The organism is Vibrio penaeicida (assembly GCF_002933855.1).
In the GTDB taxonomy this organism is placed as follows: domain Bacteria; phylum Pseudomonadota; class Gammaproteobacteria; order Enterobacterales; family Vibrionaceae; genus Vibrio; species Vibrio penaeicida_A.
The window spans coordinates 1-24,763 of sequence record NZ_BFAQ01000022.1 but is presented as its reverse complement, the minus strand read 5'-3'; the positions used below and the strand labels follow the sequence as shown (position 1 = coordinate 24,763).

Genomic DNA, 24,763 nt, shown 5'->3' with positions numbered 1-24,763 from the left:
TGAATTGAGAATGGAACAGTGCCAAGACCGGATTTAAATCTTATATTGATCTTCGATGCCATAATGAAAGAGCAATCCATTACGATTGCAGCAGAGCAGCTAGCGATGACCCAACCTTCGGTTTCTAAAGCGGTATCTCGAATGCGCTATATCTGGAAAGATCCCCTGTTTGTTAAAAAAGGGCGAGGTATTCAACCCACTCCATTTGCGGTCAATCTATGGGAAACCATTGCCGCCCCTATCAAACAGATCGAACAAGTAGTAACACCGCAAACATTTGACCCAATGTATACACGAACACAGCTTCGTGTGGCACTGACAGACGGTGTCAGTTATCTGTTTTGGCCTCATTTAAGACGTGTGATTGAACAAAGGGCAAAAGCCATTGATTTGTATGCCGTGCCATTTAGGGGAGATGGCGAACAATTGCTCCTTGATGCGCAAGTTGATTTGGTTTTAGATTATTACCCCACATCGCACCCACACATTCACTCAAAGCTTATATTTGATAATCACTTTACCTGTGTGATGCCACCATCACACCCGAGGGCAAAGGACAACATTTCACTTGAAACATTCTGCACTGAAGAGCACCTACTGGTCTCTTTATCGGGGGATCCGAAAGGCATTGTTGATAGCCGTTTAAAAGAAATGAACCTGTCTAGGCGTGTCGCCATTACAGTTAACAGCTTTTCTAGCGCAATCCATTTACTCAAACAATCAAACTTAATAAGCGTGATGCCACGTTCCGTAGTTTGCGGAGACATACAAGCCGGTACACTCATCGAAAAACCATTGCCGTTAGTTGTTCCGCCTGCACCTATTTCAATCGCTTGGCATAAAAGAAGCACTAACAGCCAAGCGCTTAAGTGGCTTATTAATGAAGTTCACACCTGCCTATCGGAGCAGAGTGAAGTGTTTAACTGGATGCCAGTAACACCAAAATGAAACAAAGGTATCCATTCTCTGTATTCCTCGCTATTCTCCTTGCCTTCTGACAATAAGGGATTGAATATGCGCAGAAACACATCACTTAATCGCTGGATTGCCATTCCAAAACAAAAACCCAATGCCCCGTTACGCTTAATCTGTCTGCCTTATGCCGGAGGTAACGCAAACTCATTTTTTCCCTATAGTTCGTTGCCGGAACTGAATGCCGAAATTTGTGCGGTACAGTTACCGGGTAAAGGCAGCCGATTAAATGAACCACAGTATCAAAGCATGGATGCCTTAGTGGAGGATTTAGCGGAAGCATTAGCCCCTATCATCGACAAACCTTATGTTATTTGGGGACACAGCTTTGGCTCACGAATTGGTTTTGAGCTGATCCGATATTTCAAAAAGCATAGAATGCCGATGCCTGTGCATTTCATTCCAGCGGCATCAAGAGCGCCCCATGAATTGAATACGAAAAACCCGATGCACGGACTATCAGATGAAGGTTTTAAAACAAGGTTAAAGGAAATGGGTGGAACACCAGACGATATTATTGAGCATGATGAACTCATGTCCATACTATTGCCTGGCTTGAAAGCGGATTTTAAGCTTGCCGAAACGCACAAAGTTAGTGCTATTGAACAACTCAACATTCCCGTCACCCTAATGGGTGGCACAATTGATACCATCATTCCACCTGATTCGTTGCCGAACTGGCAGGCACACTTTTGTGGCGACTTTGAATTGGAGATGATAGAAGGCGACCACTTCTTTATCGACAAGCAATTTGAGTCTGTAAGCAAAAAGCTTGTCGGTATCATTCAGTGTCTTACTGAAAAAGAACGGGTTTAGCTCAACCAGCAATCTGACTTCGTTTTACTTAAAATGCGATCCCAGCGAATGTTGACCCCGTATTGACCCAATGTTTTTATCGACGTCAGAATACAATCGCATGGAAAATGAGCAGGTAGCGCTATATCTTCTGACAAAATATCCGGCAGCAATGGAAACGCACATAAACTATCGTTCCTTTGCTGCTCAACGAGCCTTGACATGCTTTCACCAAGACCAATTTCAATCAGCATACAACTTCCTAAATCTTCAGAGACACATTGTAGCCCTTTTGCCAATTGAACCGTTTGTTGAATCTGACTCGCCCAGTATTGCGAATGTTCAACATCTCCCTGCTGGGCCCAACGTCCTGTTATGGTGGAAACAAAAGGTGTATGAATCGGGTAGCTAGGTATCCCGTCGATATAAGCGCCGAGCGTTTTGGATACATCTGTCATCAAATTGGAATGCAACGCATACCTTTGAGAAACGTACTCCCCAGCTTCTGTGCTTTCAAGGTATTGCTCTAGCCAATGACTTAGAGGCTCAGCACCTCCTGAAACAACGCATCGATGCGGAGCACTCACATAGGAAAGGGAGATCTTTTGATCGGAACTAGGATGCGCCACGTTCCATTCTTCTAGCCATCCTACGACCTCTGCTTTTCCCTTAGGAACAGCAAACATTACGCCAGCTTGCGCATCATCCATCAGCCGTTGGCGAGAGCAAACCATGGCAAGTGCATCTTCAATATTTAGTAATCCACTTATACAGCCTGCTACGTATTCACCGAGGCTGTCACCGATAAGCGCATCAGGCTTAACTCCCCAATAAATAAGAGTTGAGGCCAGAGCATATTCAAATACAAAGAGCTGTACCTGGCTTACAGGCTGTTTGCTGTGTACCTGACACTCACTAAAGAAGAATTCTGTTTGGTCAGCTAAGTGCACATCAATTTGTGTGAGACGCCAAAGACACTCTTCCACTCTTTCGTGAAAAAAATCAAAGTTCTCGTACAAAGATCTCGCGCAACGATGAGGTTGCTCCTCAAGGCCGCTAAACATAAAAACAACAGCAGGATTGGATCTTGAGTGTGTTGCCCCCCCTCCCATGCCCTCTTGAGAGTGATAGAAGTGGCTGGGTTCATAGCTTGGTGTTTTTGTGTTTCCCAGACCTGTTATTGGGCTATTTGCTTTTGAGCTATCTGTTCTTGAGCTATCTGTTCTTAAGCCATATTTTATTGAGCTGCTTGTTATTGAGCCATCTTGTTGCATAAAGAGTGTTTTTGCTACTTGATTATCCAACTTAAAATCTTGACGTTTTTCTGGATGAAACATTGTTTTCGCTCCTTGAATGGAACTACGAGTCTGACGTGGAAAAAGTGACTAATAGCTGTCCGAAATACGGAACACCTGAAAAATTCAGATCGTTATTCCAGATTTTTTATAGTGTATTGATTGATTAAGGAAATTGACGTCGAATCAACGAAAGTCATACCCATTTGTATTAATTTGAAAGATTTTCGTGCACAAAGCTTACTGCTCAGCTTTTGCCATTTTATTTTGGGAATATTTTTAAATAGCGCAGTACATTCAATTATTTATAAATTTAAAATAATCACTAGATGCAAATATGGACATGGAGTGTTGCAATTTTGAATGCAAATAGCTTTTCTCACTTAAAAAGAATGGCGATGTTCGCAGCGATTGTCGAAGCTGGGAGCTTTTCCGAAGCGGCTAGAAAACTGAAAACGGATCGATCCAAACTCAGTAAGCAATTGTCAGAGTTGGAAGCCCAGTTAGGTTCTCGCTTAATACAGCGTTCCACCAGAAAGCTTTCGGTGACAAGAGAAGGACAGAAGGTTTACCAAGAAGTTAAGCAATTACCTTACTTGTTTGACCATATTGAGTCCATCATTGCGCCCAAAGAGGTGTCGGGGCGAGTATCGTTAACAATGACTTACGATATCGCTCTGAATCAGGTCTTACCTATCCTAGAAGAATTCAGAGAGACATACCCTGAGGTGGAGCTTGATTTGGTCCTGAATGACCACAAATCCGACATAGTGGCAGAAAACATCGATTTGGCATTACGTGTTGGTAGCCCGCAAGACAGTTCTTTGATAGCTCGACAGATGTTCGAGCAAAGTGCCCACCTATTTGCCAGCCCTGAGTACATTGCAAAGAATGGGATGCCTAACACAGCGGAGGAATTGGAGTCACATTATTGGGTTCTGCTTGAACAGCAATCAGCCAGTAACAACTTACAAAAGCTCTATTGCGACGGAAAGATGGTCGCAATTGCGCCGAAGAATTATCACTGCTGTAATTCTCCGCTAGTGATGCAAAAGCTCACCTTGATGGGCGTCGGAGTAGGATTATTAATACCTTGTACCGTACAAAAGGAGATCGATGCTGGTGAATTGATTCAGGTAGCGTGTGGCATTAGAAGTGAACCCAAGATTTTTAACCTCGTCTATCCTTCAAGGAAACAAATTCCAGCAAGGATCAGGCATTTAATAGACTTTCTTCTTGCCGCCGATATTTTTTCGGGCATGTCGTACAAGAGTTGTTGAGTCAGTTGACGCATATGTTAATAAATCGAATTTAATGCTCTCTAAAATGCCATAGGTATTGATGCATATTCTTTAACAATTTTGATACCTATATCATTTAAATATACATTCTAGAAACTATTAATATGACTCAACCAAAACCAATTAGAGCAATATTTAACCAGAAGCGTTTTACTCAGTTATAAAGCCAAACGACCCCAAACAAACAATACTGTCTATTCTTTTTCCTAAATTCCCCAATGAATAATTTAGCAAATAGTAATTTAATGCAATTTGTAACAATAGACACACTATTATTGTGTCTATAAGGGAAATCAAATTAACATATACAGTTTTTAACGATTAGTAACAGTTGGAAATAACCCATAAGAAATGACTATTTAGATACTATTTCACATTATTGTTAAAGCGTACTCGAGAGAGTTCGAAAGCAACTTGAAATTTTACTGTATTACTATACCCACAAAAAAATCAAGTCTAATCACCTCGCAAACCTTTACCCTACTGGATGCATGGATAAATCACAAAGAACAACTCGACATCAAACCTTAAAGAAAAAAACCAGTATGGTTTCTCGATTTCTTTGCTTATTAAATGGTCAATAATAATAAGGCTAGCCGTAAGGAAATATGACCACCGATCGCCAACCTATTAACCACTAATTAAATATGGTTAATAACCACAAAAGAGCCCGTGATAAAGTTATTCTCACAAAGAAATAAGGGGTATTGGATGGCTTATATATAATTCGCTCTGTAAAACAGGTTACTGTTGACCTAGGTCTTGCTCTACCTCATTTCTTGGAAAAATGAAATTAATATTTTTGTAATTTATACATAGATTGAAATTTACAGTTCTGAACAAGTTAAAGCTTGCTAATTTAACAATTTGGTACTTTAATTCACGCTTTAGTATCTAAGTTCTAATATCACCGCATTTTGTAGGTTAATTGTTTCAATTGATAATGAATTGTTAACAAAAGTTTTCCTTTTTGTTTGACGTCATTTCACGTGCAATTTTCTTCAAATTGAAGTGATTGATCTATGTATCTGGATACTTCGTAATGAAATTATTGTCTTTGAATTTATTCTGGTTGTGAGTTCCAGGGAGGACAAATGAAAATAAAATGTAACATAAAAGTTGCATTAATATTAACATCAGTCGTTGGGCTGATTTTATTAGGCGTACTATTCTTCGGTAGTAACATGGTGTTATTCGATCCTAAGGGGCCTGTTGGTCAAGCTCAGGAATCGTTGATTATCACTTCTGTTTTACTCATGGCCATCATCATTGTTCCGGTGTTGTTCATGTGCGTGTACTTCCCATACAAGTACCGCTCCTCTAACAAAGAGGCCGAGTACAAACCAAATTGGGAGCATTCCACTAAAATCGAAGTGATAGTCTGGGCTGTTCCTTGTCTTATCATTTTGGCATTGGGTTGGATTACTTATGAAACGTCCCACTCTCTTGATCCACGCCGTGAAATCGAGTCAGACAAGACACCTCTAACTATCCAAGTCGTTTCCATGAACTGGAAATGGTTGTTCATCTACCCTGAACAACAAATTGCAACAGTAAATGAAGTTGCTTTCCCAGCTGATCGTCCTGTGGAGTTTCTCGTTACTTCTGACACCACTATGAATTCGTTTTTTATTCCTCAGCTTGGTAGCCAAATCTACGCAATGGCTGGAATGGAAAACCGCGTCAACTTGATGGCTTCAGAAGAAGGCGTCTACCGTGGTATGTCTGCTAACTACAGCGGTTTCGGTTTCGCGAACATGCACTTTAAGGCTCATGCCGTTAGTGAGTCTGGTTTTGACGAATGGGTGAACAAAGTGAAATTGTCCGAGCGAGTGCTGAATGACACTAGCTACGACGCTTTGACTGCTAATGCAAAAGAGCAGATCAAAAAATACCACCCTGTGACCTACTACTCTTCTGTCGATCCACTGCGATTCAAAGATATCATCGAGAAACATTCAGGAGCTCAAAATGGCCTATAAAGGCGACGTACATGCCGAACCTGATTTAATATTCGGAAAACTAAACTGGGACGTCATTCCGTACACTGACCCAGTTATTTTGCCCGTTATGATTGCCGCGATCCTTGGTGGTCTCGGTCTGCTAGGTTTGATTACCTACATGGGTAAATGGAAATACTTGTGGGCTGAATGGTTAACTTCTGTTGACCACAAGAAAATTGGTATCATGTACATCATCGTTGCGTTAGTCATGATGGTTCGGGGGTTCTCCGACGCCATATTGATGCGTTCGCAGCAAGCATTAGCTACGGTAGATGCCTCCTACCTGCCCCCCGAACACTACGACCAAATATTTACGGCTCACGGCGTAATCATGATTTTCTTCGTGGCCATGCCTTTGGTTGTGGGTTTGATGAACGTTGTTGTGCCTCTTCAAATTGGTGCACGAGACGTTGCTTTCCCATTCCTAAACTCCTTGAGTTTCTGGCTATTCGTTGTAGGTGCAATCCTAATCAACCTTTCTTTGTTCGTTGGTGAATTCGCTTCGACAGGTTGGTTGGCATATCCGCCTCTTTCAGGAATGGAATACAGCCCATGGGTTGGTGTGGATTATTGGCTCTGGTCGCTCCAGATTTCTGGTATCGGTACGCTTCTAACAGGTGTTAACTTCGTTGTTACTATCTTGCGTATGCGTGCTCCAGGCATGAAGCTGATGCAAATGCCAGTATTCACATGGACTTCTTTGTGTGCCAACGCACTCATCATCGTTGCTTTCCCTATTCTTACCGTTACGCTGACACTTCTGACTCTTGACCGTTACATTGGTACGCATTTCTTTACCAATGATATGGGCGGCAACCAGATGATGTACGTGAACTTGATTTGGGCATGGGGTCACCCTGAGGTATACATTCTGGTTCTACCAGCATTTGGTATCTTCTCTGAAATCTGTGCAACGTTCTCTCGTAAACGACTATTTGGTTACACGTCTCTTGTATGGGCGACGGCAGTAATCATGGTTCTTTCGTTTGTCGTATGGCTACACCACTTCTTTACCATGGGGGCTGGGGCAAGTGTTAACGCCTTCTTCGGAATAGCCACCATGATAATATCCATACCCACCGGGGTTAAGATATTTAACTGGCTCTTCACCATGTACAAAGGGCGTGTTGAATTCACGGCAAGTATGTGGTGGACCATGGCGTTCCTTGTTACCTTCACCATTGGTGGTATGACAGGTGTAATGCTAGCGGTGCCTGCTGCAAACTTTGTACTGCACAACAGCTTGTTCGTAATCGCTCACTTCCACAATGTAATCATTGGTGGTGCGGTATTCGGTTACTTTGCTGGCTTTACATACTGGTTCCCTAAAGCAACTGGCTTCAAACTGAACGAGAAGTGGGGCAAGGTTTCTTGTGCACTTTGGACTATCGGTTTCTTCGTTGCATTTATGCCGGTATACGTGCTTGGTTTCAACGGTATGACTCGCCGTCTAAATGCGACAGACAACCCAGAATGGGCACCATTGCTTATGATTGCTGCATTCGGTGTTGCCATCATCGCAGCTGGTATTGCCGCTCAGTTCTACCAAGTCTTCATCAGTATTCGTGACCGTAAGCAAAATATGGACGAAACAGGTGACCCTTGGAATGGTCGTACTCTTGAGTGGGCGACGTCTTCTCCACCTCCATTCTATAACTTTGCAACTCTGCCAAAAATTCATGACAGAGACGAGCACCACTACCGCAAAGAACATGGAATGGCGTATCAAAAACCTGACCGCTACAAGCGAATCCACATGCCAAGTAACACTTGGGCAGGTGTTGTAATCAGCTTCTTCTCGCTGATTATGGGCTTCGCATTTGTATGGCATATCTGGTGGATGGTAGTTGTTGGCTTCCTTGGCATGATCGTGTCTTGGATCGTATACAGCTTCCAGCGCAATAAAGATTACTACGTTGAGGTTTCTGAAGTTGAGGCTATTGAAGGCCCTCATCTAGACAAGGTTTATCAGGAACGCCCTGAATTTAACCCTGCGTCGAAAGAAACTGACACGAAACCTGCATCCCCAGCGGTTTAAGGATTTAGGAGATAATATGACTGCACATGATAAATCAGTGCTGGACAACGGTGGTCACAACGATCATGGTCACGATGATCATGACCACCATGATTACGCTGGTGACACAATCTTTGGCTTTTGGATTTATATCCTAAGCGACTGTTTGTTATTCGGTACGTTGTTTGCCACATTTGCTGTTTTCTCAAATAGCTTTGCGGGCATTGTAGAACCAAGTGAATTATTCAACCTGTGGTTTGTAGCAGGCGGTACCGCTTTGCTACTGCTCAGTAGTTTCACCTTCGGTATGGGTATGCTGAAAGCAAAAGAACGTGATGCGAAAGGCATGTGGTTCTGGCTTTGGACAACCTTTGCTTTGGGTCTGGGCTTCTTGATTATGGAACTTTATGAGTTCCATCACTTCAGCGCAGCAGGTGCTACGTTTGACAGCAGTGCTTACTGGTCGTCTTTCTACGCACTAGTAGCAACACACGGTTTGCACGTATTCGCTGGTTTGATTTGGATGATCGTTTTATATTTCCACTTTAAACGAGATGGCTTTACTGAAGACAACGAAGCACGTCTGTCTTGCTTAAGCTTGTTCTGGCACTTCCTGGATGTTATCTGGATTTGTGTGTTTAGTGTGGTTTATCTAATGGGAGTGATGTAATGGCACAGACTGCAGAACATGGTCATGGCGGTCAAGCACATGGCAGCGTTAAAGAATATGTGATGGGCCTTATTTATTCCGTCTTACTAACAGTGATCCCATTCGCTATGGTGATGATGGATATAGGCTCTCCACAGTTGAAAATCGGTGTTATCTTAATCTGTGCCGTTGCGCAAATTTTGGTTCAGCTGGTGTTCTTCTTGCATATGAATACCTCTTCCGAGCAGATGTGGAACACTACCTCGGCAGTATTCGTTGTCGTCTTAGTTGCCATCATATTAATTGGTTCGCTTTGGATTATGGAACACCTGAACCACAATATGTTGATGGGTCACTAATCGGAATACATAATGATTTCGAACTATTTACAACTCACTAAACCTGGCATTATCCGCGGCAACCTAGTTGCTGCGGCTGGTGGCTTCTTTCTGGCCTCTCAAGGCCAGATTGACTGGTCCCTTTTCCTTGCCGTGTGTTTAGGCACTACGTTCATCGTTGCGTCAGGCTGCGTTTTCAATAACTTCATCGATAAAGACATCGATGCCAAAATGAAACGCACTTGCCAACGTGAGCTGGTACAAAAAGTCGTCCCAGTGTCCCATGCATTAGCTTGGGCTACTATTCTGGGTATTGCAGGGTTTTCTACTCTATTTTTCTTCACCTCTATGGTCGCTTTCTGGTTTGGTGTTCTAGGGTTCGTTGTGTACGTCGGCTTTTACAGCCTTTACTACAAACGACACTCTGTACACGGAACGCTAATTGGTGGCTTGTCTGGTGCTTGTCCTCCGGTCATTGGGTATTGCGCGGTAACCAACCAATTGGATCTTGGTGCTGCAATTGTATTCCTTACCTTTTGTATTTGGCAGATACCGCATTCATACGCGATCGCCATTTATCGCTTTGACGATTACAAAGCGGCGTCGATTCCTGTATTGCCGATTAAAGAGGGCGTAGATAAAGCACGTACCCACATCATGGGTTATATCGTTGCTTTTGCCATCGCTTCTTTAGCACTAACTTACTTAGGTTACGCTGGTAGCTGGTATGCGTTAGGTATGGGTCTGGTCAGCATGTACTGGTTGTACTTAGCAAAAGTGAGTTTTCAAAAAATGCCAACCGAGCAATGGGGTAAGCAACAAATGCTGTTCTCTATCGTTTGTATTATGGTGTTCTGCATTTTGATTTCTATCGACTTCTCTCCGTCAGAAATCCATGAAACTCAACAAGCATCGGTGAACATACTTCAACTCAAGGAATTCATCTAATGATTCGAAACCCAGTGAAGATAGTTTTAGCATTGGGTGTCCTTGCTCTGGCAGGTATTCTTGCACTCTATGTGGACAATACAACGCTCCCTATAGGAGAGAAGCCTCGCCAGTTCAAAGACTTAGGTGGAAAATTTCACTTAAACAGTGCTAGCGGCTCTGTCGACCTTGACGAATACAAAGACAAAGTCGTTGTTTTATACTTTGGTTACCTAAATTGTGCCGAAGTTTGCCCTTCATCAATGGGGGTAATGTCTGCATCGTTCAAATATCTATCTGAAGAGATATACGATAAAACTCAAGGGTTCTTTGTTAGCGTTGATCCAGAGCGAGACGACTTAGAATCAATTAATGAGTTTGCACAGTACTTCGACAAACAAATTTTGGGTTTAACCGGTACAGAAGAAGAAATTCAAGCCATTACGGATCAATACGGTGTTTACATTGATCTGGTTGATATGTCTTCGTCTGAACTTGCCTATACAGTAGATCACGCTTCCCGGTTTTACATCATTGACCCGAACGGTCAGCTTGTTGACTCTCTAAGCCACAGCACCACTCCTATAGAGCTGGCAGCTCGTATTGAGCGAGCGCTGGAAGAGTACAATTCAAATACCGGAAATGCTTCATGAAATTAGCCAAAATTGGCATTGTGTGTTTTATCGCATTTTTGCTGGCTTTTTCCGTCGCCTACTACGAAAAAACCAAAAAGCCTTTCTATCAGCCGGATCCTTTACCATCGAGTGAAGTTCAGCGCTTAACGGACAAGGCTTACGTCGATTACGCTCGAATCAAAGCCACAATTCCAGGCATTAAAGTGACATCCGGTTATCTGAACATCACAAACAAAGGTGCAGATACAATTCGCTTTACGCACGTCGAGACCGATGCTGCGAAGCATACTGAATTTCACCGTATGTTCTTACGCGACAGCCGAATGGCAATGCGAAAAATAGAGGTAATTGAAGTCAAACCTGACGAGACTTTCAAGTTAGAACCCAACGGATATCACTTAATGCTAATGGGATTAACTCAGCGTTTTAAAGCGGGTGAAACCATAAAAGTCACATTGATACGTGATAACGGAGAGCGCTATACTCTCGACTTTCCTGTTATGGCTGTCAAAGCAAAATAGTTTGAAGATACATCTGAATACCAAGGAGCATGCATGAAACCTACGTTAGTTCTGCTTTCTGGATCGCTCGTGTTTTCCCCTGCTCTCGTTGCAGAAGAAGCACCTGTGACGACATCAATGGACATCATTGCAACCGAGCAAGCTCTACCATGTGCAGAAGAATTGCGAGAACTTGCGCGCTCCAGTTTGAAAAAGAACCCACACCGTATGCTTGCATACAAAAACGATTCTACCGATATACATTTGTTCAATGCTTTGGCAGTGACCAACTACCGCGATAGAGACAGCCACGTGACGTTCCACGGCATAAAAAATGCCAACGGCACCTGTGATACATCGGTAACCGAAAGCTATGTATTACAAACGCCTTGCGCAGATGCGCGTCACGAAGCGTTTAGTAAGTGGGACTTCCAAGGTAAGCTCACAGATAGAACACTAGTACTCAACAGTAAACGAGTTGCTGGGAAACAAGCATTTCTAACCGATCAATTTACAACACTGTGCTTAGTCACCACTCGACAACTGGTGGAAAACTAAGCCAAAGGCAAACGCATCTTCCCTTTACAGAGCTCTAAGCACAATTAATCTTATAGCTCTGTAAACTTTCCTTCTGCTTACATTCAAAATAAGTCTTTTAAAACATACCATTAGATTCAATCAGAGTTATAAACCTTTCACATCAAGTTCGCACGTCACTTTGCAAGCTCCTATGTCTTCCCTACACGTAAGAGATCACCTATTTAGATTTTCCTTATTTTCTTTAATATCAATTGGTTAACCACGTTATCATGACAGAAAGGAAGTCAGGCAAAAGGTCTTTATGTTATTGATTTATAAGAATTTAATTCCTTAACTGTATGTTTTTAGCTTATTTACGCAATAGAGTTTCTGGATCGCTTTCAAACTATTGAAAAACAAAGCAATATATCTAAAGTAAACCTATTCACATCAAAATCACTCTATCTTGTTGTTTTTATATGTAAATATTAGGTTCAAGGTTGAGATTTATACCGCCAAGGTCAATATCCCACAGAATTACAAGTTTTAGCTGTATTGAAGAAGTGATTGTTGAAGCCGATAATACTTGAGTTGGGAACATTCCCGAATGGAATGAAAGTCCCCTACTTTCCCTTCAACTCCTTAATCAATCTGGGGTTATACCCCACCCAAAGCCAGAACTCTGTTTCTGGCTTTTTAACGCGATATAAACAACGAATAACAAAATATTGGCCACATTTGAGCTTTGAAATAAATTTAATGACTAGATTTATTAGTAATTTCTTCGAGTATCAATGGCAACAAATTTGACTGTATATTTAGTGTCAGCTTTCAGCTACACTTCTCCGCTTTGCTGAAATGCTAGAAAAGTAAAGTCGTGTGAATAGCCCTCGATTCTCATCGATCTTGAGCTAGCACATATCCGACATTAAGCTGGAACAGAAAACGCGATATTGTGTATCCGTCGCGGCGGAAAACGCATAGAAAGAACAAAGATTTATATCGATACATTGGAATCAAAAGCGAAACTTCAATCCCAAAATATGACAAACAGCCGCTACTACCCACCTATATCATCACTATTTTTCTTGATGTTTTGCCTAGCTTACGCGCAAGGGTTTTACACGCTTGTAGAAAGCTCAGTGTGGGTAGGTTTTTTTCTCACGCTCGCACTACCAGTTTTATTTTGGTCATTCGTAAAGCCCGTCAACAATGCACGTGAACTCAAACGTATTTTCTTGCTAGAAACCAGCTTTAACGTACTCTGCTTTTTGCTATTAACAGAAATTATTGGTTTAGGTAGTTTCGACATCGGCATGAAAGTATTCATCATTGCCCATACTGTTGGCTTTTTGTATGTGCAGTGGAAAAAGCAAGCTCATTCTTCGTTTTTCTTGTCGGCGTATCTCGCCATATCCATCTACCTCTGGCTCGCTAGCGGAAAAGAAACATACCTGAATGAGAGCGGTTCTATCATACTTTTTGGTACAAGTGTGCCTTGGCAGCTCATCGTACTTTACTGCGCATGGGTACTGCAGATGTTACTCGTGGAATATAAGTGGGTGCTCCCTAAGCTCACCTTACTTATCACCCAAACAGCTTCGATTGCTATCGCCATTTACGCAGACGATTTCTTCCATGCTCGAATTGTCACCTCTAGCCATTTGATGTTCCTAAGCTTATGTTTTCACATGAAAGACAGAGATTGGGGAGGGCATAATTTTATGGTGGCACCCACACTATCCAAGCACATTATCAAACCGCAAGTTCAGTATGGTTTGACCGCCACATTAGTTGTTATCTCAGGTTGCACGTCATTTAGCTTATTCTTTTGGCGCTAGTATTTTCTAACTTCCTTGAAGAAGTTTTTAAGGCAGTCACCACGCTCCAAGTCCATTTATATTCCAGCGTTTTCCTCTACATTTATCTTTTTTAAAATCCCTTATTGAGTTTATTGATAATAGTTATCATTTCTGTTAGTGTTTTTGGCAGTTACACTAACGGAATAAAATAATGAAAAAATATACTGTATTAGCCATTTCAACTGCATTACTTGCTTCTGGTACGACCAATGCGGAAGTTATGTTTAAAGACAGCCGCGGGAAAGAAATTACGCTTGATAACTCTCCAGAAAGAGTAGTCGCCATCGCAAGTTCAGCCCCTATCATTTACAGCGCTGTTACTTTACAGCCACAAACCATTATCAACATCACAGAAAAATCTCAAAAGAGCATCAATAACGGTCTGTATTCTGAGTTTTTCCCACACTTCAAAACCGTTCAAGCTGACGCTGCTAAAGATAAATTTGTACCTAATGTCGAAGCTATCCTGAAAAATAACCCAGACATCATTTTCCAGTGGGAATACGATCCAAAGCTAAGTGAACCACTTGAACGAGTTGGTTTAACCGTCGCAACATGGGGTTGCTGCAGCAATACCGATAGAGAAAATACGGTAAGAATGTCTGGGGAAATTTCTGGGCAAGTAGAGCGTGCAAACATGATCATTGATATTGCTCGGAATTCGAACAAAGACCTCAAAGATACGCTGAGCTCGGTAACCGAAAAAGCCTACCCAAGTATGATCGAAATTGACAAGTTGGGGCAAGATATTCGAATTGTTGCAAACAACTCTACCGACCACAGAATCGCAGGCGTTAACAATGTTGGTCATGACGACAGTGCGGAATGGTGGAAAACCATAAACCTTGAGCAAATGTATATTTGGAATCCATCCGTCATTGTAATTCCAGCTTGGGCTGAAGAATTAACACCAAAAGATTTCTACTCAAACGAGTTACTTGCGGATATCGACGCGATTCAGAAAAAGCAGGTCTACAAAGTACCTTTGTTCAATCGCTCTCCAGATGCTTCTGAAGCCTACCTAACAATGCAATGGCTTGCTCAAATTGCCCATCCGAACGAATTCAAAGCCTCCGAGTTTTCGAATAAAGTAAGAAATGCATACAAGACCATTTACGGTGTGGACATTACAGAAGAGCAATACACGCAAATCATGCAAATGGATCAGAATAAAGTAAGTAGCGGATACGAAACAAAATTTGGTCTTAAGTAATGCATGTAACTGCTAACTATCAGGTAACAAGAGATAAAGCGATTTACGCTTTGATTATCGTTTTATTCTTTTTAACCCTATATTCAGCAACGCTTGGTCGCTACGAGATCAGCTTGTCGAAAGTAATGATGATTCTTGTGGACAACCTTATTCCTGCCAACGACATTGATTGGTCACCTATTGAGCAGCGGATTGTAGAACTGATTCGCATGCCCAGAATCCTAGCTGCGGTGCTTATCGGAATTGGGCTCTCTGTGTCCGGTGTGGCGGCTCAAGGGCTGTTTAGAAATCCATTGGTCGATTCCAGTATTATAGGAGTAACATCAGGCGCTGCATTTGGTGGCACTCTGGCGATCCTCTTATTTGAAAATACCTTCATCACTCTCTTACTTGCTTTCGTATTTGGAATGATGAGCGTATTCGCTGTGATGTTATTGGCAAGAGTGAATGGCAGAACATCTATTCTCTCGCTTGTTCTTGTTGGCGTGATCATCTCTACGTTTTTTGGTGCAGCAATATCCATCATTAAACTGTTGGCGGATCCGTTTTCCAAGTTACCTTCCATTACCTATTGGTTAATGGGAAGCATCGCGTCCGTCGGTTATGACTCGTTAGCGTTGCTTGCCATTACAGTCATCCCAGCCTCAATTATGATTTACATGCTTCGCTTTCAGATGAACATCATTTCGATGGGGGAAGAAAGAGCAAAAGCCCTTGGCTCTCCATTCAATAAGATTAGGTGGATCATTCTAGTCGCGATGGCAGTTATCTCGTCCGGAGTAGTTGCGACCGCCGGTGCAATAGGCTGGGTGGGCTTAATCATCCCTCATATTGCGAGATTCTTAGCTGGAGCCAATCATGTTCGATTGATACCCATTTCAGCCCTAATTGGCGCGATTTTCATGCTGATTATCGACAATACAGCGCGAACGGTTTCCGATGCGGAAATTCCTATTGGGATCATGACATCATTAATCGGTGTTCCTCTTTTCGCCTTTATATTGCGTAAAGCACATTCAAGCAGTGGGTGGAACAATGATTAGCCTGCATAACCTCGCTTTAAGAGCCGGAGAGAACATCATCCTCCGAGATTATGATTTCAATATCAACAAAGGAGATGTTCTAGCCATAATGGGCGCGAATGGCGTAGGAAAAACCACACTATTGAATGCACTGATTGGCAACAATACGCCAGTATCTGGTGAAGTGAGTCGTTCTGGCGTTATTGGTTACGTGCCTCAACTTTTTGACATGCCTTTTAGTTATTCGGTGTTAGATATTGTACTGATGGGGCGGGCGAGATATCTCGGCTTAACAGGATCTCCCAGTAGGCAAGATTTTGAATTAGCCCATCAATATCTAGAGATGATGCAAATTCATCACCTTCACGAGCGAAACTTCAATCAGCTGAGTGGTGGGCAAAAGCAATTGGTCATGATTGCTCAGGCATTAACGTCTGAATGCGATATTTTAATCTTGGACGAGCCTTGCTCTGCTTTGGATTATCACAACCAAGCTATTGTGTTGAGCAAAATTCGTTTACTCAATAATCAGATGAGAATGACCATAGTGTACAGCACGCATATGCCTCAGCATGCCCTCGAAACGGCATCTCATGTTTTGCTAATGAGCGGTCAAGATAACTATCTGTATGGGCGAACCACCGAGATCCTAACGTCGAGAAACCTGACTGATCTTTATGGTATCAATGTGGATAACGCAATATTCCAATCAGACGACTCTGTCACCCTCGCTCCTCGATTCGAGATGTAATTTATGATGAAAAAAATTGGCTACATTACGTGGGGTTGCGGTTCTCAAGTGTTGTCCTTCCGAGACTATGCTCATTGGATGGATGACATGATCTACCTGCAAGATCTTCCGCACACCGATCTCACTCAATATGCCGCAATAATCATTGCTTGCCACACCAACGGGTCCCAATTGGAAGCGCATGCGCAGCAAATCAACGATTATGTTGAGTCTGGTGGTTTTTTGATTGCATTTCCTGTTAAGAACATCGACAAATGGTTAACCGCAGTTGATGTAACATGGGAAAACAAGCGAATCAAAGACTGGCTTTGGTGGACAAAGCCCAACGGTCACATAGAACTTTATTTGCCCTCTCCTGAACATAATCTGTTTGATTTTGTGTCGTTAGACGATATGAAATGGCATTGGCACGGCGTTTTTAATGCCAACCATTCTGGCGTCTCCCTTCTCAACTTGGAACAAGATGAAGGCTCGGTGATGGTTGATTTTCCAGATCTTCCCAATGGTGGCCGAGTACTTCTTACAACACTTGATCCGCATAGCCATAACGGCCAGAGATTTATGCCCGCAGCAAAAAGACTGATCGATGGCTTTTACCCTTGGCTTAATCGAGAGTTGGGTAATGATAGGGGCCAGCTCCCTGAATTTACCGTCACTTATTTATCAAGCTCCGATATAGAAACAGAAAATGAACCTCCTTATTTGCAAAGCACATTTGTAGGTTCGACAGGCTGTATTCGCTTTCAGTCTATTTACGAACTGGACTGCTCAGTTTGGGAAAGTGACGTTCTAGTCGTGCCTAGAATCAGTGACCAGTTTTATTTGAAATCACTGCAGCAGTCCTTTATGGAGTATCTGAAAAAAGGAGGACAGCTCGTTATCAACTCGGAAGTCGTGATTGAATGGCTCCCAATACTTAAACCTTTTAAGACGGTTTCTCCAAGACCATTTAGCAACTTAAAAGTTCGTGTCGCAAATGACCCATATGGGTTCTTTAGCAATATGCCTGACGACTTTGACGGCTGGGAAGGTATTTTTGGTCAGTACAGTCGGGGTTACTCCGAAATGCCTGATGATGCAATTGCCCTGACGCACGTAGGTACTGAAAAGGATCCTAAACCTGCGGATTGGTTGTGGCAATTCCCAACAGACGACGGACGAGGCGGAAAAGTAGTGCTTCATAATGGAGATGATTATCACCGCTACCCTGATCACGGTCCATTTCAAAATGGGCTGCTAAAAGAGATTTGCGTTGGTCTTATTCGACATAGAAATCATGCCATTGTGAATGTTTAGAGCATACCAATAAAAACAGCCCCACATTAGTGTGGGGCTTAGCTTTATCAAATCTAAAGCAGTCTTAAAACTAAGGCTTGCTCAAAGGGTCTTTAGGATCACTTCCTGCTTGGTATTCTTGCAGGTTAGTCGCGCCATCACTGTCTGTATCCAAAGCAGCATCTAGTGCCGAAAGATCATTCAAGCCGTGTTGATTTTCAAAGGCTTGAGACATGCCATCGCTGTCTAAATCCGCAATGTAATTAAATGAAGCGTTCAGACCGATGTTGTAGTAAACCGTACCGCGATTCGCGAAATCCGCATGGTACATTTCTAAACGAGCACGAATCGGCTTCTTAAAATCATTGCTTTCTTCAAAGTTCACTTGCTGAGAGCGTTCACATCCGTAAACACCAATTTGCTTGTTGGTCGCATCATACAATCGGATCCGGCAGTTAAGCGCCGAGCTTATATCGGAGCGTGGCATGATAACAAACGACTTCAACGTATCGTATGGTGTTGCAGCATTGAAGTACGTAGTTTTGTTAACGCGACCTTGCAGGCTAACACTGCCCGAGAAAGTTCCTGGTGCGTACTTGTAGTTAGGAGAGACAACTTCAGGTGCACCCACAGACAATGCGTACGATTCCGTCGTTGCTGCGGCAGAGGCATTGGCTGTAACGCGTACTAACATACGCTCTTGATTTGCTAGCCCTAAAATCAAGTGTTCTACCCCACCTTGGTATTCCACCCACGTTGGAGAATTCACGCGCAATACTTCGAGTTTCCAGCTATTTGGTGCCAATTGGTCATCAAGGAATAGCTTAATACCATCGGTACTGGTTGCTTCATACAAGTAGTAGTCGGCATCTATTCCTGTATCCATGTTAGCGGTTACGCTGTGCCATCCCTCAGAAAATGGTGTAGAGGTTTCGAACGTGTCGTTTATTTCGTGTTCATCAAAATGCTTCGTCGTAATGGAACCGAACAAAATGGCATCGTTGGTTGCTTTAGTAGCAGTAATTTGCCAGTAGTACTCGCCAGCTTGGTTCAAGCTGTGCAGAACTTCGCTCCCCTTTCCTGCCACAACAGATTCAGCTCCAACTTGTTTAAACTGACCATTAATATGGTGATAAAGCTTTAACGAAGCATCCGTCACATCATCCAGCTGATTCATAATGCTGGTGATCTTGGTAGGCTCAGCGACTGAAAAGTGAACACAAACGCCGCTACCAGTATTCAATGTGGCATTGTAAGACGTATCAAGTCGAATGGTCTGACAAACAGGTTTATAGGCTGCTTCAGCTGAACCAGTCGCAAATGCACTAGCATTAAGCTGCTGAGGAATGGGTTCTGCCTGAATGGTATCTCCGACCTGTCCGATAGGTAAAAATGAGGTTGCCAACGCCGACATGAGAACTGCATTTATCATAGTTATTTCCATCTTTTATACAATTAAGCACATATGTAATAAAAATGGATAAATCACGCACTCTCTAATTCTTTACTGTTGCTTCATTGTCACAATTTAAAAATCAAATCCGACCAGTTCATCACACTAAAAATCGATCACAACCTTGCTATCAAAAACTGCTCTTCAAATATGTATCAGAATATTTCACTACTAAGTGAAATATCACTATTTATCCGGACACGTATTTCATTTCTAATCAGCTCAAAATCTTTCAAACCACAATGGCAAAGCTTTTCAATTCACAGTTGCCCCTTTATGCTTTGTGGTTCTTAGTTCTAAGGAAAAGTTAAAAGCCCAAACATTTTGGTTTGGGCATTGAGAGGTAAAAACGAGTTTGTTGAGAGTGATGTTTTAATGAGGATCGGTTTCAAACACTTTTGCGCCTTCATGAATTAGCTGCCAAGAAGGTTTTGTAGCAGCGTGTTCATGAAACAGAACCTTAAGGTTTGGATCGGAATCCAAAACATTGGCTACAACGGGAAACTCGTTCTCATTCGATAAGACTTCGCCGAGGCTAGAACCACACTTGCGGCAAAAACATCGCTTATAAACAAAAGGCGGCTTAGGAGCATATTCAACTACCTCCTCTTTGCCTGATACCCATTCAAAACTCGCCTTTTCCACCATAAAGAACTCCGATGCGCCTAATTTTCGGCAACGGCTGCAATGACAAATACCAAGAAACTTCGGCTTCGAGTGAAGTACAAATTTGACGGTTCCACAACAACAGCTTCCCTGAATCATTTGAGCCTTCCTTTTTTATAAGAGAACGGAAGGCTAATGGTGTCATACAACCCCGACAAAACCTGTCAGGAGAGGTGGGGGAATGATTGGGATGAGGCAGCTAAGATTGAGAATAAAAACCTAACAGCGCGGCTAATTCAAAATGTGGTTTTCATTCTTTTATCTATCGACATTCAACATGAGCTCTAACACCAATAATTGGTATTTATCGAGTACCTCTTCATACTCGACTTCGGAGCGAAGTGATTCATTTAACGCAGCGCGCAGTGCCTTCATTTCTTCTGGTGAGTAAGAATCTAGAACATTTATGTTTTTGATTTCATCAATACTCATGTCGTAGTAGTCGATTTTCTCATCAATCTGATCCAATAGAATCTGATATCGTCGATTGTGAGCATGCCACTCTGCGTCTATCAGCTTACTTTTCATTAACTGAAGTCGAGCACGATTTGTCGCCATTTTCCCAGCCAACGAGACTTTCAAATCTAATATGGGTAACGAATCTTGAGTGTCCTGCTCTCGCTCTGCTACAAAATACCTCCCTAAGGAAACTAAGACCAATAGTGTTACCCCATAAATAAGAATAACTTTATATAACAAAGGTAGGCTATTACCACGATACCGACGTAATATCGCTGTCCCTTTCTTTTGCTTTCGATTTTGTGACCCATTTGTTTTGTCACTCATTTTCATCGCCTCAGGTACGGAAATGTCGTAAGAACACATTCAAGGAGTAGTTCGTCTGATTGTGCAAACAAGTCGGACACTGGTCGTCCGCCTTTAACGGCTAAATCGCTCATGGCGGTTTGACGCTGTTTGGTGGAAAGACCTTGTGTGTTCAGCGTCACTAGAATGACTCGGGATTTTGAATACATTTCGAGCAAGTGAATTTCATCATACAACCCAAAATCTGGTACCGGATTAAGACCACATCTTGGAGCTGGCTTAGGGGTATGGTTAAGAATGATGGCACTCGGGTTAGCACCGCAGATAATGGCAGCGCTAGTATAAAAAGAGGGAGCTCGAAACATTCCGTGCCCTTCCACGATAAAGAGATCTGGGCACTCAGCAACGTGAGCTTCCAAAATAACGTTCTCAAGCTCCCCCGCGTAAAACTTAGGGGGAACAAATTCAAGCGCAGCACCGTAGAAAGTGCCATGTGTTAACCCCACTTGACTCGTTGCAATTTTCGTAACGTTCAAGCCATATTCAGTCAATACTTTTGCCAACGTATTGGCGGTTGAGAGGCGGCTGATTGCCGAGTCGTCTCCCATGATGACAATTCGCGGTGAGGAAACTTCTTTTATTTGGTTGGTAAAACGGTGAAATGGCTCGCCTGAATACAAAAAACTCCAGTCTCTTATTTGCACTTGATATTTTTTGCATGCCTCAACAATGACAGGATCTTGATTGAGTGTCTCGTGCCCGCCATGAATGATATGAATGCCGTATTCAATAGCCGTTAATATTACTTGCCTTTCCTGTTCACTGATAACCTTACCCGAGGCATACCAACCGAACACTAGAAAATCTGGGGTATTGTCCGAGTACAGGAGTGCAGCCGTCAGATCTCGGCATATTGGAATGCCATTTGCCACACCAAATAGCACCACACCACTATCTTGTGCCGCCTTTGTGCTGTCAATAACCGCAAGCACTTCAAAATGCGCACTCGCAACAATAAGCCCGTTGGCGAGGTGGCATATATCATCTCCAAAGTGACCTTCACAATAAATGATCGCCGTTTGTATTCGCTCGTCTTCCGGCTCTATAAAAAATGAAAAATCTGATCCAACGAGATAATCACTCCCGTTGCCTTTTTCATTACCGCAACTAATAGCATCCTTGTCTAAGTTACGCATATTGTCACCCAGCAAACTGTTCGTTTAGCAGGACATTAGCCAACAACTTACAACACTTTTTGTCCACACTAAAAATATGGAGATAGTATGCTAGCACAGCCATTGCGTGCCGCATATACACCTCTAATGCTAATAATTATCATTGTGAACAAACCCACATTTCTGACCAAAATAGCTCAAATCCGACTTAGTCAGTAAGACTAAGGGATGAGAAAAGCACTTCTACCGTCGGATTTCGCACGGGTTGTGGTAGGCGCACAATATTCAACCTGCCCCCTATATGTATCAATGCTTAGGGGGCATCCCCTCCCTTTGATAGATACCACAATTGGCGATATACATGAGGTTTATTATGCAACTAATCATGATAATGAGAACGTTATACGGTTGGCTCACTGACGTTCGACCCAAAATACGCTCTCTGAGATACCGTATGCTCTTTTGTTTTTTTTTATCACTGCCTATGGCAGCGGTTGGGGTCACTTGGCAAGACATCGAAAACGACGCGGTCACACCTGAGAATGTGTTGATGTATGGCATGGGACCCAAAGCACAACGGTACAGCCCTTTAACCGACATTCACGTTGGAAACGTCAACAAGCTTACTCCTGCTTGGTCTTTTTCTTTTGGCGATGAAAAGCAACGCGGTCAAGAAACCCAAGCTCTGGTATACGATGGGATCATTTATGTTACCGCCTCTTACTCACGAATTTTTGCGTTAGATGCCGCGACGGGTAAAAAAATTTGGAGCTACGCACATCGGCTTCCTGAAGGAATTCGACCTTGTTGTGACGTAGTCAATCGAGGTGCTGCTATTTTTGGTGACAAAGTCTTTTTTGGTACGTTAGATGCAGGAATGGTCGCTTTGAATAGAAAGAGTGGCAAAGTGGTCTGGAAAGTCCGGTTTGAAGACTACAAAGCAGGCTATACGATGACAGGTGCGCCAACGATTGTTAAAGACAAAAAAACAGGCACCATACTTCTCATTCATGGCTCGTCTGGGGATGAATTTGGTGTTGTTGGAAAACTTTATGCGCGTGATCCTAATACTGGCAAAGAGATCTGGATGCGACCCTTTGTCGAAGGGCATATGGGTAGACTCAACGGTAAGGAAAGTACACCGACAGGTGATGCAAATGCCCCTTCATGGCCGCGGGATAAAGACGGCAACCTCGTTGAGGCATGGCATCATGGAGGCGGTGCACCTTGGCAAAGTGCCAGCTATGACGTAGAAACCAACACCATCATCATTGGAGCAGGCAACCCTGCACCATGGAATACGTGGAAACGCACATCAGAAGGCGGAAATCCTCGTGATTACGACAACCTTTACACGTCCGGTCAAGTTGGTGTCGACCCTACGACAGGTGAAGTGAAATGGTTTTATCAACATACCCCGAACGATGCATGGGACTTTTCTGGTAATAACGAATTGATTTTATTTGAATACCAAGAAGAAGGGAAAACAGTCAAAGCAACCGCTCACGCTGACAGAAATGGCTTTTTTTATGTCGTAGATCGTAAAGATGGCGGTTTTATTCGCGCCTTTCCTTTCGTAGACAACATCACATGGGCTACCCATATTGATAAGACAGGACGTCCTGCGGAAGTTGAAGGGCAGCGCCCCCCAAAACCCGCACAAGGAGAACGGCAAGGCAAAGCCATCGAAGTCTCGCCTCCGTTTTTGGGTGGTAAAAACTGGAATCCTATGGCGTACAGTCAAGATACTGGATGGTTTTATATTCCAGGTAATCACTGGAAAGAAGACTATTGGACAGAGCATGTCACCTACAAAAAAGGCGCGGCTTATCTAGGACAGGGATTTCGGATCAAGAAAATGTACGATGATCATGTGGGTATCTTTCGGGCGATGGACCCCCTCACTGGAGGTATCAAATGGGAGCATAAAGAACCGCTGCCACTTTGGGCGGGCGTGTTAGCCACCAAAGGCAATTTGGTATTTACTGGTACTGGTGATGGGTACCTAAAAGCCTTCAACGCCAAAACAGGGCAGGAGCTTTGGAAGTTCCAAACGGGATCCGGCATCATCTCTTGCCCTGTGACTTGGACGCTAAACGGTAAGCAATATATCGGTGTTGCGTCTGGCTATGGGGGTGCTGTTCCTTTGTGGGGAGGAGATATGGCGGAATTGACTAAACCAGTGCCTCAAGGAGGGAGCTTCTGGGTTTTCGAAATACCGGATTGGGCTAACTGATATGTGGCCTAGTGCTCATTACTTACTCTTATGGAGGGACTCATATGCGTATTTTCCTATGTTTACTTAGTTTGATAAACATTACATATGCGATCGCTCAAGAATCCCCCTTCCCTACTGTTAATGGCTGCGTTATGAAGCCCTATACTCAATGTGTGGAGATGGACTTTAGCGGTCAAGATTTGTCCAACTTGGATCTCACTGGCGCTGATTTTCAACATTCTAATTTTAGAGGTGCGAATCTAAGCCACTCCATTTTAAAAAATGCCAATTTAAAGAAAGCCGACTTTACCGAAGCAAAGCTGTTTAGAGCCGACCTTCGTCACGCCAATGCAAGGTTAGCCAAGTTTGATAGAGCCAAGATGAAAGCGATAAAAGGCTGGGCGATGTTTGC

23 protein-coding genes are annotated in these 24,763 nt (G+C 43.0%); 18 read left to right on the top strand and 5 right to left on the bottom strand.

Features of this window, described 5'->3' with window-relative positions; genetic code table 11:
* Nucleotides 1-18: 18 nt before the first annotated feature.
* Both VPNCDNU1_RS12795 and VPNCDNU1_RS12790 read left to right on the top strand, forming a co-directional pair.
* Nucleotides 19-948, top strand: coding sequence for a LysR family transcriptional regulator (locus tag VPNCDNU1_RS12795; RefSeq protein WP_104400670.1), 930 nt, complete (start codon nt 19-21; stop codon nt 946-948).
* 66 nt (nt 949-1,014) lie between these two features.
* Entirely contained in the window at nt 1,015-1,788 is a 774-nt protein-coding gene (locus VPNCDNU1_RS12790; protein WP_104400669.1) for a thioesterase II family protein, read from the top strand.
* Here VPNCDNU1_RS12790 and VPNCDNU1_RS12785 read toward each other — a convergent pair.
* Complete coding sequence (locus tag VPNCDNU1_RS12785) at nt 1,785-3,104, bottom strand: acyltransferase domain-containing protein (RefSeq protein ID WP_104400668.1); 1,320 nt, start codon at nt 3,102-3,104, stop codon at nt 1,785-1,787. The genes VPNCDNU1_RS12790 and VPNCDNU1_RS12785 overlap by 4 nt on opposite strands.
* 287 nt (nt 3,105-3,391) lie before the next feature.
* Here VPNCDNU1_RS12785 and VPNCDNU1_RS12780 point away from each other — a divergent pair, with 287 nt between their 5' ends.
* The 14 genes from VPNCDNU1_RS12780 to VPNCDNU1_RS12715 all read left to right on the top strand — a co-directional run bounded on the left by VPNCDNU1_RS12780 (nt 3,392) and on the right by VPNCDNU1_RS12715 (nt 18,095).
* Complete coding sequence (locus tag VPNCDNU1_RS12780) at nt 3,392-4,342, top strand: LysR family transcriptional regulator (protein ID WP_272897575.1); 951 nt, start codon at nt 3,392-3,394, stop codon at nt 4,340-4,342.
* Nucleotides 4,343-5,457: 1,115 nt separating this feature from the next.
* A complete protein-coding gene (gene cyoA, locus VPNCDNU1_RS12775; protein ID WP_104400666.1) occupies nt 5,458-6,345 on the top strand; it encodes a ubiquinol oxidase subunit II in 888 nt (295 codons plus the stop codon).
* Nucleotides 6,346-6,373: 28 nt separating this feature from the next.
* Nucleotides 6,374-8,404, top strand: coding sequence for a cytochrome o ubiquinol oxidase subunit I (gene cyoB / locus VPNCDNU1_RS12770; RefSeq protein WP_201797035.1), 2,031 nt, complete (start codon nt 6,374-6,376; stop codon nt 8,402-8,404).
* A 16-nt stretch (nt 8,405-8,420) separates the two neighbouring features.
* On the top strand, nt 8,421-9,053 hold the full coding sequence (gene cyoC, locus VPNCDNU1_RS12765; RefSeq protein WP_104400665.1) for a cytochrome o ubiquinol oxidase subunit III: 633 nt from the start codon (nt 8,421-8,423) through the stop codon (nt 9,051-9,053).
* Nucleotides 9,053-9,391, top strand: coding sequence for a cytochrome o ubiquinol oxidase subunit IV (cyoD, locus tag VPNCDNU1_RS12760; RefSeq protein ID WP_101115180.1), 339 nt, complete (start codon nt 9,053-9,055; stop codon nt 9,389-9,391). The genes cyoC and cyoD overlap by 1 nt, the downstream gene beginning before the upstream one ends.
* 12 nt (nt 9,392-9,403) lie before the next feature.
* A complete protein-coding gene (gene cyoE, locus VPNCDNU1_RS12755) occupies nt 9,404-10,318 on the top strand; it encodes a heme o synthase (RefSeq protein ID WP_104400664.1) in 915 nt (304 codons plus the stop codon).
* Nucleotides 10,318-10,950, top strand: a complete 633-nt coding sequence (locus VPNCDNU1_RS12750; protein WP_104400663.1) for an SCO family protein — start codon at nt 10,318-10,320, stop codon at nt 10,948-10,950. Before cyoE ends, VPNCDNU1_RS12750 begins: the two co-directional genes overlap by 1 nt.
* On the top strand, nt 10,947-11,453 hold the full coding sequence (locus VPNCDNU1_RS12745) for a copper chaperone PCu(A)C (RefSeq protein ID WP_104400662.1): 507 nt from the start codon (nt 10,947-10,949) through the stop codon (nt 11,451-11,453). Before VPNCDNU1_RS12750 ends, VPNCDNU1_RS12745 begins: the two co-directional genes overlap by 4 nt.
* A gap of 33 nt (nt 11,454-11,486) precedes the next feature.
* Nucleotides 11,487-11,990 (top strand): hypothetical protein, encoded by a 504-nt coding sequence (locus VPNCDNU1_RS12740; RefSeq protein ID WP_104400661.1) that lies wholly within the window; start codon nt 11,487-11,489, stop codon nt 11,988-11,990.
* A gap of 914 nt (nt 11,991-12,904) precedes the next feature.
* Nucleotides 12,905-13,792: a hypothetical protein gene (locus VPNCDNU1_RS12735; protein WP_237324129.1), complete on the top strand. Its 888-nt coding sequence runs from the start codon at nt 12,905-12,907 to the stop codon at nt 13,790-13,792.
* Between the two features lie 172 nt (nt 13,793-13,964).
* Complete coding sequence (locus VPNCDNU1_RS12730) at nt 13,965-15,026, top strand: ABC transporter substrate-binding protein (protein ID WP_104400659.1); 1,062 nt, start codon at nt 13,965-13,967, stop codon at nt 15,024-15,026.
* On the top strand, nt 15,026-16,069 hold the full coding sequence (locus VPNCDNU1_RS12725; RefSeq protein ID WP_104400658.1) for a FecCD family ABC transporter permease: 1,044 nt from the start codon (nt 15,026-15,028) through the stop codon (nt 16,067-16,069). The genes VPNCDNU1_RS12730 and VPNCDNU1_RS12725 overlap by 1 nt, the downstream gene beginning before the upstream one ends.
* Nucleotides 16,062-16,799: an ABC transporter ATP-binding protein gene (locus VPNCDNU1_RS12720; RefSeq protein WP_104400657.1), complete on the top strand. Its 738-nt coding sequence runs from the start codon at nt 16,062-16,064 to the stop codon at nt 16,797-16,799. Before VPNCDNU1_RS12725 ends, VPNCDNU1_RS12720 begins: the two co-directional genes overlap by 8 nt.
* Before the next feature lie 3 nt (nt 16,800-16,802).
* Nucleotides 16,803-18,095, top strand: a complete 1,293-nt coding sequence (locus VPNCDNU1_RS12715; RefSeq protein WP_104400656.1) for a hypothetical protein — start codon at nt 16,803-16,805, stop codon at nt 18,093-18,095.
* 70 nt (nt 18,096-18,165) lie between these two features.
* Here the strand turns inward: VPNCDNU1_RS12715 and VPNCDNU1_RS12710 are convergent, their stop codons facing one another.
* The 4 genes from VPNCDNU1_RS12710 to VPNCDNU1_RS12695 all read right to left on the bottom strand — a co-directional run bounded on the left by VPNCDNU1_RS12710 (nt 18,166) and on the right by VPNCDNU1_RS12695 (nt 22,154).
* Nucleotides 18,166-19,506 (bottom strand): thrombospondin type 3 repeat-containing protein, encoded by a 1,341-nt coding sequence (locus VPNCDNU1_RS12710; protein ID WP_104400655.1) that lies wholly within the window; start codon nt 19,504-19,506, stop codon nt 18,166-18,168.
* A gap of 393 nt (nt 19,507-19,899) precedes the next feature.
* Nucleotides 19,900-20,292 carry a GFA family protein gene (locus tag VPNCDNU1_RS12705; protein ID WP_104400654.1) on the bottom strand — a complete coding sequence of 131 codons (393 nt, stop codon included), beginning with the start codon at nt 20,290-20,292 and terminating at the stop codon, nt 19,900-19,902.
* Between the two features lie 159 nt (nt 20,293-20,451).
* Nucleotides 20,452-20,979: a hypothetical protein gene (locus VPNCDNU1_RS12700; RefSeq protein WP_104400653.1), complete on the bottom strand. Its 528-nt coding sequence runs from the start codon at nt 20,977-20,979 to the stop codon at nt 20,452-20,454.
* 2 nt (nt 20,980-20,981) lie between these two features.
* Nucleotides 20,982-22,154, bottom strand: coding sequence for a DUF1611 domain-containing protein (locus VPNCDNU1_RS12695; protein ID WP_104400652.1), 1,173 nt, complete (start codon nt 22,152-22,154; stop codon nt 20,982-20,984).
* Between the two features lie 433 nt (nt 22,155-22,587).
* Here VPNCDNU1_RS12695 and VPNCDNU1_RS12690 point away from each other — a divergent pair, with 433 nt between their 5' ends.
* Complete coding sequence (locus VPNCDNU1_RS12690) at nt 22,588-24,369, top strand: methanol/ethanol family PQQ-dependent dehydrogenase (RefSeq protein ID WP_237324133.1); 1,782 nt, start codon at nt 22,588-22,590, stop codon at nt 24,367-24,369.
* 44 nt (nt 24,370-24,413) lie between these two features.
* The coding region (locus VPNCDNU1_RS12685) for a pentapeptide repeat-containing protein (protein WP_145959455.1) at nt 24,414-24,763 on the top strand (350 nt) is incomplete at its 3' end.

Coding starts and splice junctions, on each gene's coding strand:
- VPNCDNU1_RS12790 (WP_104400669.1), top strand. CDS start 1,015: ATGCGCAGAAACACATCACTTAATCGCTGGATTGCCATTCCAAAACAA.
- VPNCDNU1_RS12785 (WP_104400668.1), bottom strand. CDS start 3,104: ATGTTTCATCCAGAAAAACGTCAAGATTTTAAGTTGGATAATCAAGTA.
- VPNCDNU1_RS12780 (WP_272897575.1), top strand. CDS start 3,392: ATGCAAATATGGACATGGAGTGTTGCAATTTTGAATGCAAATAGCTTT.
- cyoA (WP_104400666.1), top strand. CDS start 5,458: ATGAAAATAAAATGTAACATAAAAGTTGCATTAATATTAACATCAGTC.
- cyoC (WP_104400665.1), top strand. CDS start 8,421: ATGACTGCACATGATAAATCAGTGCTGGACAACGGTGGTCACAACGAT.
- cyoD (WP_101115180.1), top strand. CDS start 9,053: ATGGCACAGACTGCAGAACATGGTCATGGCGGTCAAGCACATGGCAGC.
- cyoE (WP_104400664.1), top strand. CDS start 9,404: ATGATTTCGAACTATTTACAACTCACTAAACCTGGCATTATCCGCGGC.
- VPNCDNU1_RS12750 (WP_104400663.1), top strand. CDS start 10,318: ATGATTCGAAACCCAGTGAAGATAGTTTTAGCATTGGGTGTCCTTGCT.
- VPNCDNU1_RS12745 (WP_104400662.1), top strand. CDS start 10,947: ATGAAATTAGCCAAAATTGGCATTGTGTGTTTTATCGCATTTTTGCTG.
- VPNCDNU1_RS12740 (WP_104400661.1), top strand. CDS start 11,487: ATGAAACCTACGTTAGTTCTGCTTTCTGGATCGCTCGTGTTTTCCCCT.
- VPNCDNU1_RS12730 (WP_104400659.1), top strand. CDS start 13,965: ATGAAAAAATATACTGTATTAGCCATTTCAACTGCATTACTTGCTTCT.
- VPNCDNU1_RS12725 (WP_104400658.1), top strand. CDS start 15,026: ATGCATGTAACTGCTAACTATCAGGTAACAAGAGATAAAGCGATTTAC.
- VPNCDNU1_RS12720 (WP_104400657.1), top strand. CDS start 16,062: ATGATTAGCCTGCATAACCTCGCTTTAAGAGCCGGAGAGAACATCATC.
- VPNCDNU1_RS12715 (WP_104400656.1), top strand. CDS start 16,803: ATGATGAAAAAAATTGGCTACATTACGTGGGGTTGCGGTTCTCAAGTG.
- VPNCDNU1_RS12710 (WP_104400655.1), bottom strand. CDS start 19,506: ATGATAAATGCAGTTCTCATGTCGGCGTTGGCAACCTCATTTTTACCT.
- VPNCDNU1_RS12705 (WP_104400654.1), bottom strand. CDS start 20,292: ATGATTCAGGGAAGCTGTTGTTGTGGAACCGTCAAATTTGTACTTCAC.
- VPNCDNU1_RS12700 (WP_104400653.1), bottom strand. CDS start 20,979: ATGAGTGACAAAACAAATGGGTCACAAAATCGAAAGCAAAAGAAAGGG.
- VPNCDNU1_RS12695 (WP_104400652.1), bottom strand. CDS start 22,154: ATGCGTAACTTAGACAAGGATGCTATTAGTTGCGGTAATGAAAAAGGC.
- VPNCDNU1_RS12690 (WP_237324133.1), top strand. CDS start 22,588: ATGCTCTTTTGTTTTTTTTTATCACTGCCTATGGCAGCGGTTGGGGTC.